The 15,397-nt window shown below is 69.1% G+C and carries 17 protein-coding genes; 11 read left to right on the top strand and 6 right to left on the bottom strand.

Translation table 11 applies throughout. The annotated features are described in order from the left end of the window. On the top strand, nucleotides 1-608 hold a 608-nt coding region (locus tag O2L01_RS14965; RefSeq protein WP_270122762.1), incomplete at its 5' end, for an HNH endonuclease signature motif containing protein. Between the two features lie 887 nt (nucleotides 609-1,495). On the opposite strand, the gene O2L01_RS14960 is transcribed toward O2L01_RS14965, so the two are convergent. After that, on the bottom strand, nucleotides 1,496-2,386 hold the full coding sequence (locus tag O2L01_RS14960; protein ID WP_270122761.1) for an NmrA family NAD(P)-binding protein: 891 nt from the start codon (nucleotides 2,384-2,386) through the stop codon (nucleotides 1,496-1,498). 83 nt (nucleotides 2,387-2,469) lie between these two features. On the opposite strand from O2L01_RS14960, the gene O2L01_RS14955 reads away from it, so the two are divergent. The 3 genes from O2L01_RS14955 (at nucleotide 2,470) to O2L01_RS14945 (ending at nucleotide 4,195) form a co-directional block, all read left to right on the top strand. Beyond that, nucleotides 2,470-3,063 carry a TetR/AcrR family transcriptional regulator gene (locus O2L01_RS14955; RefSeq protein WP_270122760.1) on the top strand — a complete coding sequence of 198 codons (594 nt, stop codon included), beginning with the start codon at nucleotides 2,470-2,472 and terminating at the stop codon, nucleotides 3,061-3,063. Between the two features lie 33 nt (nucleotides 3,064-3,096). Beyond that, on the top strand, nucleotides 3,097-3,555 hold the full coding sequence (locus tag O2L01_RS14950; protein ID WP_270122759.1) for a hypothetical protein: 459 nt from the start codon (nucleotides 3,097-3,099) through the stop codon (nucleotides 3,553-3,555). A gap of 61 nt (nucleotides 3,556-3,616) precedes the next feature. Then, nucleotides 3,617-4,195, top strand: a complete 579-nt coding sequence (locus O2L01_RS14945; protein WP_270122758.1) for a dihydrofolate reductase family protein — start codon at nucleotides 3,617-3,619, stop codon at nucleotides 4,193-4,195. A gap of 143 nt (nucleotides 4,196-4,338) precedes the next feature. On the opposite strand, the gene O2L01_RS14940 is transcribed toward O2L01_RS14945, so the two are convergent. Both O2L01_RS14940 and O2L01_RS14935 read right to left on the bottom strand, forming a co-directional pair. Beyond that, a complete protein-coding gene (locus tag O2L01_RS14940) occupies nucleotides 4,339-4,590 on the bottom strand; it encodes a DUF397 domain-containing protein (RefSeq protein ID WP_270122757.1) in 252 nt (83 codons plus the stop codon). Then, nucleotides 4,583-5,392, bottom strand: a complete 810-nt coding sequence (locus tag O2L01_RS14935; RefSeq protein WP_270122756.1) for a Scr1 family TA system antitoxin-like transcriptional regulator — start codon at nucleotides 5,390-5,392, stop codon at nucleotides 4,583-4,585. The genes O2L01_RS14940 and O2L01_RS14935 overlap by 8 nt, the downstream gene beginning before the upstream one ends. A 394-nt stretch (nucleotides 5,393-5,786) precedes the next feature. On the opposite strand from O2L01_RS14935, the gene O2L01_RS14930 reads away from it, so the two are divergent. Next, a complete protein-coding gene (locus tag O2L01_RS14930; RefSeq protein ID WP_270122755.1) occupies nucleotides 5,787-6,113 on the top strand; it encodes a hypothetical protein in 327 nt (108 codons plus the stop codon). Next, nucleotides 6,106-6,441: a hypothetical protein gene (locus O2L01_RS14925; protein ID WP_270122754.1), complete on the top strand. Its 336-nt coding sequence runs from the start codon at nucleotides 6,106-6,108 to the stop codon at nucleotides 6,439-6,441. Before O2L01_RS14930 ends, O2L01_RS14925 begins: the two co-directional genes overlap by 8 nt. A gap of 67 nt (nucleotides 6,442-6,508) precedes the next feature. Here the strand turns inward: O2L01_RS14925 and O2L01_RS14920 are convergent, their stop codons facing one another. Continuing rightward, nucleotides 6,509-7,621 carry a hypothetical protein gene (locus O2L01_RS14920; RefSeq protein ID WP_270122753.1) on the bottom strand — a complete coding sequence of 371 codons (1,113 nt, stop codon included), beginning with the start codon at nucleotides 7,619-7,621 and terminating at the stop codon, nucleotides 6,509-6,511. Between the two features lie 195 nt (nucleotides 7,622-7,816). On the opposite strand from O2L01_RS14920, the gene O2L01_RS14915 reads away from it, so the two are divergent. From O2L01_RS14915 to O2L01_RS14905, 3 genes are all read left to right on the top strand, one after another. Continuing rightward, on the top strand, nucleotides 7,817-8,686 hold the full coding sequence (locus O2L01_RS14915; RefSeq protein WP_270122752.1) for an MBL fold metallo-hydrolase: 870 nt from the start codon (nucleotides 7,817-7,819) through the stop codon (nucleotides 8,684-8,686). Between the two features lie 30 nt (nucleotides 8,687-8,716). After that, nucleotides 8,717-9,628 (top strand): DUF6891 domain-containing protein, encoded by a 912-nt coding sequence (locus tag O2L01_RS14910; protein ID WP_270122751.1) that lies wholly within the window; start codon nucleotides 8,717-8,719, stop codon nucleotides 9,626-9,628. Nucleotides 9,629-9,698: 70 nt separating this feature from the next. Continuing rightward, nucleotides 9,699-10,898: a hypothetical protein gene (locus tag O2L01_RS14905; RefSeq protein WP_270122750.1), complete on the top strand. Its 1,200-nt coding sequence runs from the start codon at nucleotides 9,699-9,701 to the stop codon at nucleotides 10,896-10,898. Nucleotides 10,899-10,951: 53 nt separating this feature from the next. On the opposite strand, the gene O2L01_RS14900 is transcribed toward O2L01_RS14905, so the two are convergent. Then, entirely contained in the window at nucleotides 10,952-11,806 is an 855-nt protein-coding gene (locus tag O2L01_RS14900; RefSeq protein ID WP_270122749.1) for an NAD-dependent epimerase/dehydratase family protein, read from the bottom strand. A 264-nt stretch (nucleotides 11,807-12,070) separates the two neighbouring features. Between O2L01_RS14900 and O2L01_RS14895 the strand changes: the two genes are divergently transcribed. Continuing rightward, nucleotides 12,071-12,925, top strand: coding sequence for an MBL fold metallo-hydrolase (locus O2L01_RS14895; protein WP_270122748.1), 855 nt, complete (start codon nucleotides 12,071-12,073; stop codon nucleotides 12,923-12,925). On the opposite strand, the gene O2L01_RS14890 is transcribed toward O2L01_RS14895, so the two are convergent. Beyond that, the gene (locus tag O2L01_RS14890; protein ID WP_270122746.1) at nucleotides 12,907-13,791 is read right to left on the bottom strand and encodes a helix-turn-helix transcriptional regulator; all 885 of its coding nucleotides are present in this window, start codon (nucleotides 13,789-13,791) and stop codon (nucleotides 12,907-12,909) included. The two genes, O2L01_RS14895 and O2L01_RS14890, sit on opposite strands and share 19 nt — an antisense overlap. A gap of 100 nt (nucleotides 13,792-13,891) precedes the next feature. Here O2L01_RS14890 and O2L01_RS14885 point away from each other — a divergent pair, with 100 nt between their 5' ends. Continuing rightward, complete coding sequence (locus O2L01_RS14885; RefSeq protein ID WP_270122745.1) at nucleotides 13,892-15,343, top strand: MFS transporter; 1,452 nt, start codon at nucleotides 13,892-13,894, stop codon at nucleotides 15,341-15,343. Nucleotides 15,344-15,397: the final 54 nt, after the last annotated feature.

Raw genomic sequence — 15,397 nt, 5'->3', positions numbered from 1 at the left:
TCGGTCGGGCGATGCGCCTCCCGAACGCTTCCCTTAGGAGGAAGCTGGAGCTTGAGCAACCGAAAGGGTGTGCTTGGCAGGGCTGCGACCGCCCGGTCGCTTGGATCGAAGCGCACCACATCCAGCACTGGGCTGACGGCGGCATGACGGCCGCCGAGAACCTGATCCTGCTCTGCCGATTCCACCACGGCCGCATCCACACGACCGGTTGGTCGGTGGAGAAGACCGGCCCGGGCCAGGCCATCATCACCCACCACGATGGCCACGAACCCGCCCTGAGCGCCTCCGGTGAATCCGGGTGCGGCTGCTCCGACTGGCGCACCGACCACGACATGGACACCGAACACCAAGACTCGGACTGGGATGTGTTCCCCACCGGGCTCTACCGCTCCGAATGGTCCGAGACGATGAAGCCCGAGCTTGATGGGATGGCCCAGATGATCGACCGGGACCGGGCGATCCAAGCCATGCGGGCCGCCAAGGCAAGATGCCGAGAGAAGTTCAGGGCACCGAGCCCGCCCTCCCCGATACCGGTCTTAGGCTGCCCCAGCAGGCGACTGCTGGGGGAAGCGCCGCAAGGGCAACAACCACCATGCAGCGCAGCCTGATCCTCGAGAGGGATCGGGTCCCTCGGCATGCCCAAGGCGAGCAACCGACCCCTGCCAGTACCTTCCAGTCGCTGCCCGCCCGAACCCCGAACCACACACACCGGGAAGCCGGAGACCGGCCAAAGCCCCGCCCCCGCCTTGTTGTCGCTGCCAGGTTGAACCTCGAAACGATCAGACCAAGCAGCCGGAGACCGGCCGGGACCGCCTGAGGCTTTGTTGTCGCTGCCAGACTGAACGCGGACCGGATCGGACCGGGTGGCCGGAGAGAGGCAAGGATCTTATGAGGCCTTGTTGTCGCTGCCCGAATGAACACGGGCCCACGCACACCAAGCAGCCGACGAGCAACCGAAGCCCCACCCCCTGCCTCGTTGTCGCTGGCAGGTTGAACCCCGACGCGATCGGACCGGGCAGCCGGAGGCAGGTTCGAGCCCCCCTCACCGTCGCCGCCCGATTGAACCTCGTAGCGATCGCACCGGGCCGCCGGAGACCTGCTTGGACTTCATGAGCCCTGGTTGCAGCCCGCTCGATTCCGCGCTCGAGCCGATCGCGCGCGAGCGTTCACCTGATGGAGCTTGCGGTCAAGCGACCCCGGGCTTGACGCGCAGGCGTGGCGTCGGCGGTGGCCGAGGAGGCGACCCGTTGGAACACGGCCATGAGGCTCGTGGGCCACTCCCCACCTCGATGCGCGTGCCGCATCAAGTCCGACGCCATGGACGAGCCGATCTGGAACGGCGCGTACAAGAACGACGAGTGGTACCCCTGGTTTCTCAAGCGAATTCGCGCCTTGATCGCCGCCCCGCGGGACGCCTGAGACCCACTCCTCCGGGCAGGCCAGTCGACCTTGGCGGGTGTCTCGGCCGGCCCACAGCCCTCCGGGTTCGTGGGCATCAGCGACCGGCGGTCGCCAAGGCGGGGAACGCGTCCGGGTTCGCGGCCATGAACGCGTCGAAGCTGCGCGGCGCGGCTCCGGTGAGCCGTTCGACCGCGTCGGAGACCTCGCTGAACATACCCTCGCCGAGCGAGGCGTACAGCGACGCCATCTCGTCGGCCTGCTGCGGGGCGAGACCGTAGCCGCGCAGGCGGTCCGCGATCGCGCGCTCGGACTGGCCGCTGAAACCGACCGGACGGCCCCAGCCCGCGGTGAGCTTCGCGGCGATCTCGCTGTAGCGGACGGACTCTGGGCCAGTGAGCACAAAGGACTCGTTGCGGCCCGCGTCGCCCGTGAGCAGCGCGGCCGCAGCGGCGGCGATGTCGTGGCAGTCGATGAACGCCACGGGCGCATCGGCTTCGGGGCCGATCAGGTTGCCGTCCTCGTCGGCCAGGCTCGACGCCGGGCTGAGGAAGTTCTGCATGAACCCGCCCGGCTGGAGCATGGACCAGGCCAGACCCGAGTCCTTGAGATAGGCCTCGACGACGCCGTGCGCGCCTTCGGACATGCGACCTCCGATGCGCGCGTTCCACACCGAGAGCTTGACGACGTACCGGACCCCGGCGGCCTTCGCCGCGTCGATGACATTCCGCTCCCACCGGATCATCGGCTGCTCGCCGTCGGGCGCCTCGGTCTGGGCACCGGGAGAGGCGAGGAAGACCCGGTCAACGCCTTCCATTGCGGCGCTGAGCGATGCGGGGTCGTCGAAGTCGCCGATCGCGAAGTCCACGCCGAGCGCCTCGCCCTTCGCCTTGTCGCGGACGAGCGCCTTGAACGCCGCGCCGCGCGCTTGCAGCTGGGACACAAGGTGCTTGCCGGTCGAGCCCGTAGCTCCGGTCACGAGGATCATGTCGCCTCCAAGGTTAAGTGGAAGAATGTCTTCCGCTTAGAAGCTAGCATAAGCGGAAGAAAATCGTCCAGTACTATCGGGCTATGACTTCGACCGCCCCCGCGCCGCGCCTGCGCGCCGACGCCCAGCGCAACCGCGAACGCATCATCGCCGGCGCCGCCGCCCTGATCGGCGAGCGCGGACCGGAGGTGCCGATGGAGGACATCGCCCAGCGCGCCGGGGTCGGGGTCGGAACCCTCTACCGGCGTTTTCCCGACCGGCACAGCCTGATCCGCGAAGTCGCCGCCGACATGTTCCGGCGCGTCACCGAAGTGGCGGCAGCGGCGCTGGACGAGGAGCCGACCGGTTGGGACGCGGTCGTGCGGCTCGTTCGCCACTGCGCGGAACCCGACCTCGGCGCGCTCTCAGGGGCGTTGCGGGGCTGGCTGTCCGAACACCGCGACCGGGACGAGGAGCTGCGGAGCCTGACCGCGATCTGGCTCGAACGCTTCGAGACTGCGGTCGAGCGGGCGCAGGCCGAGGGCGCGATGCGCACTGACATCGGAGGCGCAGACCTGTTGCGGCTCATCAGCCTCGTCACCTGCCGCATGCCCGAACTCCCGGCCGAGGCGAACCGCGAGGCGACTGCCCGCTACATCGAGATCTTCATCGACGGCCTTGCCGCGCAGGGCCGCTGAGGCAGGGCGCAGCGGACCGTACTCTTGGGACGCATGAGCGAACGAGCGAACCCCTCGGGGCGGCGCGAGGTCCGATCCCGCCTGCTTCGCGAGGGACGCGCCGAGGCGATGTTGAAGTCCCTCTTGGTCAGCCTCGCGCAGGTAGCCGTTGGTGCAGCGATCATGTACATCGGCGATACCGCCGAGTCAGTCGCGATCAGGACCTCAGACACCCCACCGGGTCCCGGCGCCATCGCACCGGTCGCCCCGTTCATTATGGCCGCCCTGCTGCTCGCCCCGCTCGGCGCGATGATCATCGGGCCCCTTGTAGCGAAGATGCTTCGACTCACCGCACGAGGTGCCTTCGCCCTTTCCGTCCTCGCGGTCATTCTGCTGGTCTGTGTACTCAAATCGTCGAACCCGAGCCTCGCCCAGAACGTGCCGTTTCTCCTCCTGGCCCTGACCGGGGTGAACCTGCTCATCGGCTACGGCACCGGCATGGATCGGCGCTAGGCCGTGTCCGGTGGCGCGGGATGCGCCGCGGAGTGTCGGTGACCCGTGATTGGCTGTCCGGATGGCGAAAACCATCTACAACACCGCGACCAGTATCGACGGGTTCATCGCGGACCCCGACAACTCCCTGGAATGGCTGTTCGCCGTTCCCGGAGGAAACCCTGAGGAAGTCGGGGAAGGCGAGGAGACGCCGCTGGACGAGATGAACGAGTTCTTCGCCGGTGTGGGGGCCATATGCATGGGATCCACGACCTACGAGTGGATCCTCGAACACGAGAAGGCGCTTGAGCACCCCGAGAAGTGGGCGTACCCGATGCCGACCTGGGTCTTCACGAGCCGGAACCTTCCGGCGGTACCGGGGGCCGATATCCGCTTCGCCTCGGGCGACGTCGCATCGGTCCACGCCGAGATGGTCGCTGCCGCAGGCGAACGCAACCGGTGGATCGTCGGCGGCGGTGAACTGGTCGGCAAGTTCGCCGACGCCGGGCTCCTGGACGAGATCGTGCTCTCGCTGGCGCCGGTCTTCCTCGGCGCGGGCGCACCGCTGCTCCCCCGCCGCCTCCTCGCCGACCGACTCGAGCTGGTCGAAACCAAGGCGGTCGGCCAGTTCGCCTGCCTCACTTACCGAGTGAAGAAGTAACGCTTCGCCCCGCCTCGTCCGGCCTGGCGTGTACGAGGGACTTGGACGAGGCGGGGCGGATGTTCCGTTCAACTCGAAGCACTAAAAAGGGGCCCGCCGTGTCGATGCATCGACACGACCGACCCCGAACGTTGTGCCAGGTGTCAGCGGGCGTGGCCCAGGAGGCTCACCAGGTCGCCGGGGGTGAGGTCGAAGACCGGGGAGGCATCGCCGAGCTTGGAGTCACGGACGTGGAAGCCATCGCCTTCAGGGCAAGCGGCCAGCTCGACACAATCCGAGTTGTTATCGACCCCGCTGCGGGTGCCCTTGCGCCAGGCACGGCGGAGCTCGACGCAGTTGGAGTTGTTGTCCACGCCGCTTCGGCTGCTCTTGCGCCAGGCGGTCACGTCATTCATTCAGGAACTCCCTCAACGGTATCGATTTGCCCCACAGAAGCTGCCAGAGTTCATCGTAACGCGCGAGCCTGTCCCTCTCCTCGATGCACCAACTGGCATCCCACACCTCCGCGTAAACGAAGGGCGGGCTACCGAACTCCGCCCCATCCGGAAGGTAGATGTCGAATGCATGTGCGCCCTCGGGATAGATGGCGTCGAGGACATGGATATCCCAGTTCGGGAGCGCATCGAGCTCCGCAAGGCGGTCGATCTGTTCTTCACGGGCGTCTTCGCCGATGTGCCGCAGGCTTTCGATCGCGGTTGCGGCGATAAGCAGTTTGACCTGCGGACTGTCGGTGCGCCTCAAGAGCGCTTCCTGCCGCTCCTTCTTGAACGCCCAACCTCGGTTGGCCTGCTCATCGGTGCCGTTGGAACCGACCTTCACGAAATCGAAGTGATAGGCACGGGTTTGTGCGATTCCGGGAATGAAGTAGGTCTCCCACTTCAGGATGAGGCCGTTTGACCGCTCAGCCATGCGCAGGCACATCGCGTTGAAACGGCGGTCAGCCTGGAAGTTCTCCTCGTGCTCGTTCTCGGCGATCTGGATCATGTACGACTTCAGTTCCTCGTCCATGCCGAGGTGAGCCGCGAGTGCCCACATCTGCCCGACATCGGGGCACTTCTCGCCGCGCTCCCACTTCGCGACGGTCTGATCGGTGCGCTTCACGAACCTTCCGACCGCTGCCTGACTGAGTTTCCTTTCGAGTCGGCGGACTCGGACTTCTCGGCCCGGGAGCCACTTTGCGAGCTTCGATGATGGCACGGTGGGTTGCCTCCTGCCTCAGCGGAATTCGATGCTGGCCTCCCATGATGACACTCGGTTGCGACACGGTAAACATCTGTCATGCCGGGCCATTCCAAAAGCATCTATACAAAATAGGCCCTCAAAAGTATGGATCAATAACTCCGCCTTCACGACTCACGCGATAGACCGCCTGCTCAGAGGCTTGCACTCGCCTTAGGTTGAAGAAGTCCGGGACATGGTCACAGGCCACGGACACGGTGGGAGAGCCCGGCGCTCGTCAGGTGCCAGCCGTTTCGGCGGGCGCTGGGCCAGAACTGTCGGGCATCCGACAGAATCCGAAGTGGAGTGATATGAGATGGCCGATACGATTCGATCCACGATCTCGCAGTCGCCGGAGCCTTCCGATCCGTTGGTGCGCGGTCGATTCACCGATGGGCGCACCGAATTCGCGGTGCGGGCGTCGAGCGCCGATGCGCCCGACTCGTTCCAGGTCTACGTGCCCGGCACGCGCGCGGACATCGTCCTGATCGTCTCCGGTATCAACTCCGGCGTCATGCACGCGACCTGGGGCGAAGGGTGGCGCGGCTACGCCTCCGAATGGAAGGTGTGGCTGGAGGACACGGCGTTCCGGTACTTCTACCGATTCGCCCGGCCCTCTCCGCACCCGAAGGGCGGCAACGACTTCCGTGAGGGCGCCTCGACGAGGCGTCCCGGAGGGGTCCGGTTCTGCGATGGATAGGCCGACCACCCGCGCGAAGGACCCGCAGGACCGGTACAACCTCCGGTCCGACGGCGAACCCGGGATCCACGGCCACCTCGGCTGGTTCCGGCGCGGCCCGGCGGTGTTCACGCTGTACGAGATCCCGGCGGACCAGTCCTGTTACCCGAACACTCCGGCGGTCTATCTGCTCGACTGCGACGACGGCGTCGGCCCGCACGAAGTGTGCCGCATCGAGGCCGACGCCATGGACGAGCCGATGTGGAACGGCGCGTGGAAGAACGACGAGTGGTGCCCGTGGCTGCTCAAGCGCGTCCGCGCTCTGATCGCCGCACCACGGGACGCCTGACACCCACTCCCCCCGGCAGGCCGGTCGACCTTGGTGGGGGTCGACCGGCCCGAACATACCTGCGCGGCTACTGCCCGGCGAGATAGTCCTGGGCGTTGGACAGGTACTCCTCGATCTGCTTCTCCCAGGCGTAGACCTCGGATTCGCGGTCGATGACCTGCGCGACGCTCATGCGCGCCCAGGCCTCATCGGTGCCCTCGCGCAGACCGGCGTCCTCGGCGCACTCGGCGAAGTCGAGGGCCATCGCGAACTCGTAGGCGACCGGGTCGGCGTCTTCGGCCTCGTCGGTGAGCGGCGGGACCCCTTCCGTGGCCTCGGCGCCGCCGTACATCTGGTCCAGGTACGAGCCCGTCGGGAGCCACCCGAACTCGTCGAACTCCCATTCGCCGTAACCGCGTTCTTCGACGCAGACGAGGAAGTCCTCCTCCTGCGTGGCGTGGTCGGCCGAGAGTTCGGCGTACAGGTCGCCGTCGCCGATCCAGGTCAGGGGGCTCTCCGTGTCGGGCCTGCTCCAGTAGCCTTCGCCGTCCTCGAACTCGCTGTGCACCGGCTCGCCGTAGACGATCTCGATCGTCTGCAGCTCGCAGCCGCCGAAGGGCGGCTCCTCGCCGAGATCGATGTCCTCGATCTCCGCGTCGGTGTCGGCCTCCTCGAACGCCTCCGACATGGCCGCGTCGTAGGCGGCGCGCTCCGCGCCGACGAACGCCACGGTCCAGGCCTCCTGGTACTCGGCGTCCATCGCCTGCCACTCCGCATAGGAGTCGTCCTCGTCGCCGGAGGTCCAGCCCTGGTCCTCGGCGGTGAAGGCGAGGTAGTCCATGTCCTCCCGCATCGCCTGGGCCGCTTCGGTGTCCGTCGCCCAGACCCAGGTCCCGAAGCCGAGCTTCTCGGCCTGCTCGACCGCGGGGACGCGCGCGTACGGGGACTCGAACCCTTCGAAGCGGTTCGGGATCATGCTGCCGTGCAAGCGGTTCGTGTCGTGCACGGTGAACCCCTCGTCCTGCATGCACATGCTCGCCACCCGCGTCTCGGCCTGGGTCAGCTCCCAGGCCAGCGCCGAGCCGTTCACGAGGCTCGCCTCGATGGCGGCGATGTCCGCTTCGGTGACTTCGGTTTCCGTTTCGCTGCAGGCGGAGAGGACGAACGCTCCGGTGAGGGCGGGAATGACGAGACGACGCATCGGGTGTCTTTCTGCGAGTGGGGTGGAACGCATGGAGTACGCCTTCGTCGCGGCGTGGGGTTGCCCTGGTTCGGGTGGAATCGGCCGTATCGTTGCCAGCGGGTGGAGGCGGTGCTCGCGGCCGGGGCGTTGCGTACGCTCGCTGCCGGGACCGCCGCGTTCGATGCGGGGCCCGTGTTCGCTGAGGAGGAGACCATGTCGCATCAGCCTGTGAGGTTCCGTCCCGGCGGGTCCGACCCTCATGTCGAAGCGGACTGGCACGCGGGCTGGCCTTCGTCGAAGCACGACCCGGCCCCGGAGATCCAGTCGCACGCGGCCGACGAGCACACGATCATCATGCGCCAGAACAAGTCCGTGAACTACGAGGCGCCGTTCATGTTCCTGCTGTTCGGCAACGACGCGGCCCTCCTCGTCGACACCGGCGCGACCCCGCAGGCCCAGTACTTCCCGCTCCGCGCGGTCGTCGACACGCACATCGCCGAGTGGCTGACCCGCCACCCCCGCAGCGAGTACCGACTCATCGTCGCCCACACGCACGGGCACGGCGACCACAAGGCCGCCGACGCCCAGTTCGCGGACCGGCCGGACACCACTGTGGTCGGTACCGCGATCGATGCGGTGCAGGCGTTCTACGGCTTCGACGACTGGCCCGAGACCTCCCGCGAACTCGACTTGGGCGGCCGGGTCGTCGACGTCGTGCCGGGGCCCGGGCACCACATGTCGGCCACGGTGTTCTACGACCGGTGGACCCAGCTGCTGCTCACCGGGGACACGTTCTACCCGGGGCGGCTGTACGTGGACGACTGGGACGCGTTCGCGGCCACCGTCGACCGGCTCGTCGCGTGGTGCGAGGCGCATCCGGTCTCGCACCTGCTCGGCTGCCACGTCGAGATGTCGGTCCAGCCTGGCGTGGACTACCCGCGCGGCTGGACGTACCAGCCGGACGAGGCGGCGCTGCCGATGCGGGTGGAGCAGCTGGTGGCGCTGCAGGCGGCCGTGCGCGAGATCGGCGGCGCGCCCGGCATCCACAAGTACGACGACTTCCACATCTGGTACGAGGTCTGAGCGCTGGAGGCCGCGTCGTAGGGTGGCCGCATGAGCCTCACCCCTGACGAGCCGCTCGCCGTCCGCGGCTACGACGACCGGCGCCCGAAGTTCGAGCGTCCCACCGCGAACGAGCTCCGCACGCGGGTGCTCGAGGTGGCCGACGGGACCATCGAGTGGATCGTGGTCGAGCGCGTCCCGTACCTGCCGCACGACACGATCCAGGCCGCCGGGGACGGTGACGGGCGGCTCGTGGTGTCGTACCGGACCGGCGACGAGCCCTGGATGGAGGCGGTGCTCGACGCGGACGTCGCGGCCGACGTGTTCGTGGCGTGGGCGCGGAGCGAATCCGGTTGGGAGGGCGGGCATCCGTGGGCTCCCGCCGAGTGGTGGGCCCCGGAGCCGGTGCCCGCGCCCGCCCCGGAGGCGGCCGCGGAGACGACGGTGCTGGCGGCCCGGTACCTCCAGGAGGGGTACCTGTCCTTCGACGACATGGTGCGGGCGCTCCAGGACATGTCCGAGGCCGATCCGCCCATCACGAGGGCGCAGGCGCGCGAGATCCTCGCCCCGATGTGGCGCGAGCACGTTGCGGCGCAGGCCGATTGGGGCGTGACGGACTGCGACCGGCTCACGGCGGCCTTCGCGGAGCTCGACGCGGGCGGGATCGTGGCGCGGGAGCATTTCGCGTGCTGCCAGAACTGCGGCACCAGCGAGATCTGGGGCGAGGCCGACCCGGACGACCGCGGCTACGTCTTCTTCCACATGCAGGACACCGAGACCGCCGGGGACGGAGTGCTCTACCTCGCGTACGGCTCGCGGTCGAACCTGACCGAGGAGACGATCGCGGTGGGGCACGAGGTGGTGAAGGTGCTGCAGGCGCACGGGTTCCGCACGAACTGGGACGGCTCGGAGCGCACCCGGCTCCAGATCACGGACCTGGAATGGCAGAAGCGGCTCCAGTAGCCGCCGCGCCCGTTGCAACGTTCGGCGGGGCCCGCGGCGTATTCGCCTTATGCGTGAACATCGATGGCGGATGGCCGCCGCTCCCCCATGGCGCCTGGCGGCCGGGCTGATCGGCGCCGCCGCCCTGGCGGCGACCGCCGCCTGCACCGAATCCGGCGGCGACGCCTCCGAAGCGACCGCCGATCCCGAGGTCGTGGACGCGGCCGGACTGCTCGAGATGGCCAACGAGAGCGTGCGGCTCTCGAAGGAGCTCGACGCGGCCGAGTCCAGGGTGATCGCCGAATGCCTTGAGGCGCAGGGTTTCGACGTGCACGACCAGCGGGAGCTGGGGCAGAACGAGCCGTACGAGGTCGCCTCGCTCGTCGACGCCTACCCGACCGCGGAGTTCCTGCCGGAGGCGGACATCGCGGCGGAGTGGGGGTTCGGCTGGTGGGCCCAGACCGCGGAGATGTTCGATTCCGAAGAGACGCAGGACTACTACGCGGAGGCGTACCCCGACCCGTTCGCGGACCAGCCCGTGTTCGACAACTCCGAGTTCGAATCGCTGCCCGACGACGAGCGCCGGGCCTGGAGCGTCGCGTACCAGGGCGAGGAGGCCACTGCGGCCCTCGAGTACACGGGAGAGCCGAGCGAGGAGGAGGCGTCCTCAGAGGACGGATCGCTGGACTTCGGGGACGGCGAGACGCCGAGCGCGCCCAAGCCGGGCGGATGTCAGCTCGAGATGATCACGGCGATCTACGGGGAGCCGAAGCAGGTCGAGATCGACCTCGACGGCGGCTACCTCGTCTGGGAGTGGCGGCCCGAGCAGCCGGAGATCGAATACGAGTCGATCGAGGCCGAGTTCGCCGGCCGCATGGCCGACGCCGAAGCCGGATTCCTCAGCTGCATCGACGAGGCCGGTTACCCCGGTTGGGAATTCGACGAAGGCGGCCGGCTCGCGATGAACGACTACTCCGCGATGCTCTACACGGGCGAGCCCTTCGACCCGGGCGCGCCGCCGGGCGAGGAGCCGCCGGTGGACACGAGCCCGCCCGCCCCGGACCTGCCCGACGACGTGCCCGACGACTTCGAAGGCAAGCGCGCGTACGAGGTCGACATGGCGGTGGCCTTCGCGGCCTGCGGCGACGACACCGGCTACCGCGAGGCGGCGACCTCCGCGTACGACGCCGTCGTCGCCGAGCAGTACGCGGCGATCGAGGTGGAGACGTACGCGTGGCAGGACCAGATCCGCGACTACACCGTGAAGGCGCAGGAGCTGATCGCCGGCTGACCGGCTGACCGAAGGGCGGGACCGCGGTCCCGCCCTTCGGTGTTCGTTCCCGCTCAGACGTAGTCGCGCCAGGTGTGCTTCGGGTCGAAGCCGAGGATCCTGCGGGCCTTGTCGATCGAGAGCAGCGTCTCGTGGCCCTCGACGGGGCGCTTGAGTTCGAGGTCCGGATAGTGGGTCTCGACGAGTTCCGCTGTGGGCGTGGACATCACAGTGTCCGGAGAGGCGATCACGAAGACCTCCTTGCCGGTCCCTTCGCGTTCGAGGCCGAGGCGGATCGCCAGCGCGCCGTCGCGGGCGTCGATGTACGACCACAGGTTCCAGTCGCGGAGGGTCGGGTCGTCGTTGAAGACGGGGAAGGCGGCGTAGTCCTCGACGTTCATGACGTTCGAGAAGCGAAGGCCGGTCGCCTTGAGTTCGGGGTTCCAGCGGCAGAGCTGGTCGACCATGGTCTCTTCGAGGGTCTTGACGAGGGAGTAGGTGGATTCGGGGCGGGGCGCGTACTCCTCGTCGACGGGCAGGTACGGCGGCGGGGTCTCGAAGGGCAGGCCGAGCACGGTTTCGCTTGAGGCCCAGACGATGTTGTGGATGCCGGCGGTCTTCGCGGCGGCGAAGACGTTGTAGGTGCTGAGCATGTTGTTGTGGAAGATCGCCGAGTTCGGGCGCAGCCCGGGCGCGGGGATCGCGGCGAGGTGGACGACGGCGTCGAGCCGGTCGTAGCGGTCGTCGACGCCGGTGAGCGCGGAGACGACCTGGCCGTGGTCGGTCAGGTCGATCTGGATGAAGGGCGCGAGGTCGTCCGGCGAGGGCGCGCGGTCGAGGTTGACCACCTCGTAGCCGTTCTCCACCAGGTCCCGGACGCACGCCCGCCCGAGTTTGCCGCTGCCGCCGGTCACCGCTACGCGAGTCATCGCTGTTTCCCCCTTGTCGTCGGAGCCTCGGAACGCGGTCTCGGCCGCGCCTCGGGCTGGTACGGCCCGTAGCCTACGGCCTGGAGTGGGCTCCAGGGCAACTTGCCTGTTCACGGGCTTCTTTGGCGCTGCGGACCCGAATTCGTCGTACCCCCCTGTCAGGGTTACAACCGGGGGGCCCATCGATGTCCGTTTTGCCCAGGACTCTCCGCTCACGTTTCCCACCCTGCCCAGCCGGCAAGTGAGCGTGGCAGGATCACCGCCATGACCATCCCTCGCATCCGTATCGGCGACACCGAGATCATCGCCCTCACCGACGGCGCCGGCACGTTCCCGTTCACCTCCCGGGAGGCGGCCTTCCCGGATGCCATCGCCGAGCAGTGGGCGGCGGCCGACCGGTTCGACCCCGGCGCGATCGACGCCGAAGGCCGCTGGACCCTCGAGTTCCGGGCGTTCGCGATCCGCGGGCCCGGGGGCATCACGTTGGTGGACACCGGGATCGGTCCGGAGGACGCGCTCGCGACCTGGGCTCCCCTCCCCGGCAGGCTCCCGGAATCGTTGGCGGAAGCGGGGATCGGCCCGGACGAGGTCGACGCCGTGGTCCTCACCCACCTCCACACCGACCACATCGGCTGGGCGGTCGTGACCGAGGAGGCGGTCACGACGAGCGGCGACGGCCCGAGCAGCGACCGGGGCCCGTTCTTCCCGAACGCCGAGTACCTGTTGCAGCGCAGAGAGTTCGACGCGATCGACGACCTCAATCCGCAGCTCCGCGCATCGCTGATCGACCCGCTCCGGGAGGCGGGCCGGCTCCGGCTCCTCGACGGCGACGCGCCCCTGCGCGACGCCGCCCGTGTCGTCGCGACGCCGGGGCACACGCCCGGGCATCAGAGCGTGCTGGTCGCAGCGGGCCGCGAGTCGGTGCTCATCACGGGCGACCTGCTCGTCCACGCGATCCAGGCGCTCTACCCGGAACTGACCTACATGTTCGAACGCGATCCCGCGGAGGCGAAGCGCTCGAGGCAGCGGCTGCTGGCGACCGAGCCAGGGAGCACGCGGCACTTGGCCACGTCGCACCTGACGGCGCCGTTCACCCGGGCTCAGACCGCGAGCCGGTAGAGGCGCTCCAGCTTCTCGGCGGTCTCGTCGTCGGCGGGGCTGTAGACGGTCATGCGCATGCCGCCGTTGGGCTGCAGCCACATCCGGTCGGCGTGGAGGCGCACGATGCCCACGTCGCGGTTGCGGAACATCTTGATGGGCTTGACCTTGTCGGCGACGTCGCGGCGCGCCCAGATCTCGCCGAACTCCGGCGAGGCCGCGAGCAGGCGGTCGACGAGCGCGCGCCACTGCGGCTCCTCGAAGTGGCCGGTCCCCAGGTTGCGGAAGTTCGCGACCATCTGCTCGAGGACCTCCCGCCGCTCGACCAGGCTCCGGCCCCAGTCGGGGTCCATGAACGCGAGCCACATGCAGTTGCGGTCGCTCGGCGGCAGCGCGTCGAGGTCGGTGAACAGGCGGCTGAAGGTGCGGTTGTAGTGCAGGAGGTCGTAGCGGCAGTTCTGGATCGACGCGGGGAACGGCTCGACCTGCTTGATCAGCGCCCGCATCGAGGGCGAGACGTCGGCGTGCGCCTCTCGCGGCACGGGGTCGACCGCCCCGGCGAGGCCGAACAGGTGGAACCGTTCCGAGGAGTCGAGGCGGAGCGCGCGGGCGATCGCGTCGAGGACCTGGGGCGAGACGGTGATGTCGCGGGCCTGCTCGAGCCAGGTGTACCAGGAGACGCCGACGGAGGCGAGCTGCGCGACCTCTTCGCGGCGCAGGCCGGGGGTGCGGCGCCGGCGGCCGGGCGGGAGGCCGACGGCTTCGGGGGTGAGGCGTTCGCGGCGGGAGCGCACGAATTCGGCGAGTTCGCGGCGGCGTGCGGCGAGGTGCGGGGCTTCGGGGGCTTCGGCGTCCGCTGTCGTGGTGGTCGCGGTCATGGTTCCCATCCCACCAGGATGCTCCGATTCGCGTTCGGTATCCAGGTGCTCCCAGTCCCCGGATAACGACGATCAGGTACCGGGTTGGGGGCCGCGCGAGAGTCGGTGCATGACTCAGACCGCAAGCGCGCCGCGTTCAGCGTCGCTCGACAGCTCCTCACCTCCCGCCTCGCCGCTCCCCGCCGCGCCGCCCGCCCTCACGGGGGCAGGGCTGTTCACGATCCTCCTCATCGCCTCCTTGTCCTCAATGGACGCCTTCATCGTGAATGTGGCGCTGCCGACGATCGGCGCCGACCTCACAGCCGGCCCGGCGGCGCTGGAACTCGTCGTCGCCGGGTACGCGACGGCGTACGCCTCGCTGCTCGTGCTCGGGGGCCGCCTCGGCGACGGCTTCGGGCGCAGGCGCATGATGGTGTTGGGCCTCATCGGGTTCGGCGTCACCTCGCTGCTGTGCGGGCTCGCGCCGACGGGCGGGGCGCTCGTGGCGGCCCGCGTCCTGCAGGGCGCGACGGCTGCGCTGTGCCTGCCGCAGGCGATGGCGACCATCCAGGCGACCACGTCCGGGGCCGGGCGGGCGCGGGCCATGGGCATGTTCGGTGCCGTTGTGGGCCTTGCATTCGCGGTCGGACAGATCCTCGGCGGGCTGATGGTCGGCGCGGACATCGCCGGCACCGGCTGGCGCTCGGTGTTCTTCATCAACGTGCCGGTCGTGGCGATCGCCGTCGTCATGCTGTTCCGGACGGTCCCGGAGTCGCACGCCCCGAAGTCGGCCCCGCTCGACCCGTTCGGTGCCGCGCTCCTGGGCGCGGCGATGATCCTGCTCCTCGTGCCGCTCACCGAAGGCCGCGCGGCGGGCTGGCCGGCGTGGTCCTGGATCTGCCTGGCGGCGTTCCCGTTGACGGCGGCCCTGTTCCTGTTCACGCAGGCACGCCGCGAGCGGGCGGGGCTCGTGCCGCTGCTGCCGCCGAGTCTTCTTGCGCTGCCGGGGATGCGGCGCGGCCTGCCGGTGATGATGCTGTCCATGGCGGGCTTCGGCGGGTTCCTCTTCGCCTCGGCCGTGGCGATCCAGCAAGGGCTCGAGTACGGGCCGGTCGCCGCCGGGTTCGCCTTGGTGCCGTACGCGGTCGCGTTCTTCGCCGGGTCGATGCTCGGGCCGCGGCTGGCGCCGATGCTCCGCGGCCGCTCGGTCACCGTGGGAGTGGTCGTGCAGGCCGTCGGCCTCATCGCTCTCGTGTGGACGGTGACGGCGGCGTGGTCGGACACGGCCGCGATCGCCATGGCGCCCGCGCTGGTCGTGGTCGGATTCGGACAGGGCCTGCAACTGCCGCTGCTGTTCCGGGTGGTCCTCGCCGAGATCCCGCCGGAGCGCGCCGGGGTCGGCAGCGGCGTGATGGCCACCTTCCAGCAGATCTCCCTCGCCTCGGGCGTGGCCGTCCTCGGCGCGGTGTTCCTGCACCTCGTGCCGGAGGTCGGCGTGCAGGAGGCCTACGCGTGGACCATTGCGGTCCAAGCGGTCTCGGCACTCGTCAACCTGGGGTTGAGCGTGCGCGTGCGGGCGTGAGCAGGGCGCGGCCCGGCCGGGCCGCGCCGTCGCGCATCAGATCCGGGCCGCGCC

It is taken from the genome of Glycomyces lechevalierae (assembly GCF_027622945.1).
Taxonomy (GTDB): Bacteria; Actinomycetota; Actinomycetes; order Mycobacteriales; family Micromonosporaceae; genus Glycomyces; species Glycomyces rutgersensis.
Note: the sequence above shows the minus strand (reverse complement) of the source record. Positions and strands in the feature narration are given on the sequence as shown.

Excerpts from the sequence above, each read along its gene's own strand:
- O2L01_RS14960 (WP_270122761.1), bottom strand. The coding sequence starts at position 2,386 with ATGATCCTCGTGACCGGAGCTACGGGCTCGACCGGCAAGCACCTTGTG.
- O2L01_RS14955 (WP_270122760.1), top strand. The coding sequence starts at position 2,470 with ATGACTTCGACCGCCCCCGCGCCGCGCCTGCGCGCCGACGCCCAGCGC.
- O2L01_RS14950 (WP_270122759.1), top strand. The coding sequence starts at position 3,097 with ATGAGCGAACGAGCGAACCCCTCGGGGCGGCGCGAGGTCCGATCCCGC.
- O2L01_RS14945 (WP_270122758.1), top strand. The coding sequence starts at position 3,617 with ATGGCGAAAACCATCTACAACACCGCGACCAGTATCGACGGGTTCATC.
- O2L01_RS14940 (WP_270122757.1), bottom strand. The coding sequence starts at position 4,590 with ATGAATGACGTGACCGCCTGGCGCAAGAGCAGCCGAAGCGGCGTGGAC.
- O2L01_RS14925 (WP_270122754.1), top strand. The coding sequence starts at position 6,106 with ATGGATAGGCCGACCACCCGCGCGAAGGACCCGCAGGACCGGTACAAC.
- O2L01_RS14920 (WP_270122753.1), bottom strand. The coding sequence starts at position 7,621 with ATGCGTCGTCTCGTCATTCCCGCCCTCACCGGAGCGTTCGTCCTCTCC.
- O2L01_RS14915 (WP_270122752.1), top strand. The coding sequence starts at position 7,817 with ATGTCGCATCAGCCTGTGAGGTTCCGTCCCGGCGGGTCCGACCCTCAT.
- O2L01_RS14910 (WP_270122751.1), top strand. The coding sequence starts at position 8,717 with ATGAGCCTCACCCCTGACGAGCCGCTCGCCGTCCGCGGCTACGACGAC.
- O2L01_RS14905 (WP_270122750.1), top strand. The coding sequence starts at position 9,699 with ATGGCCGCCGCTCCCCCATGGCGCCTGGCGGCCGGGCTGATCGGCGCC.
- O2L01_RS14900 (WP_270122749.1), bottom strand. The coding sequence starts at position 11,806 with ATGACTCGCGTAGCGGTGACCGGCGGCAGCGGCAAACTCGGGCGGGCG.
- O2L01_RS14895 (WP_270122748.1), top strand. The coding sequence starts at position 12,071 with ATGACCATCCCTCGCATCCGTATCGGCGACACCGAGATCATCGCCCTC.
- O2L01_RS14890 (WP_270122746.1), bottom strand. The coding sequence starts at position 13,791 with ATGGGAACCATGACCGCGACCACCACGACAGCGGACGCCGAAGCCCCC.
- O2L01_RS14885 (WP_270122745.1), top strand. The coding sequence starts at position 13,892 with ATGACTCAGACCGCAAGCGCGCCGCGTTCAGCGTCGCTCGACAGCTCC.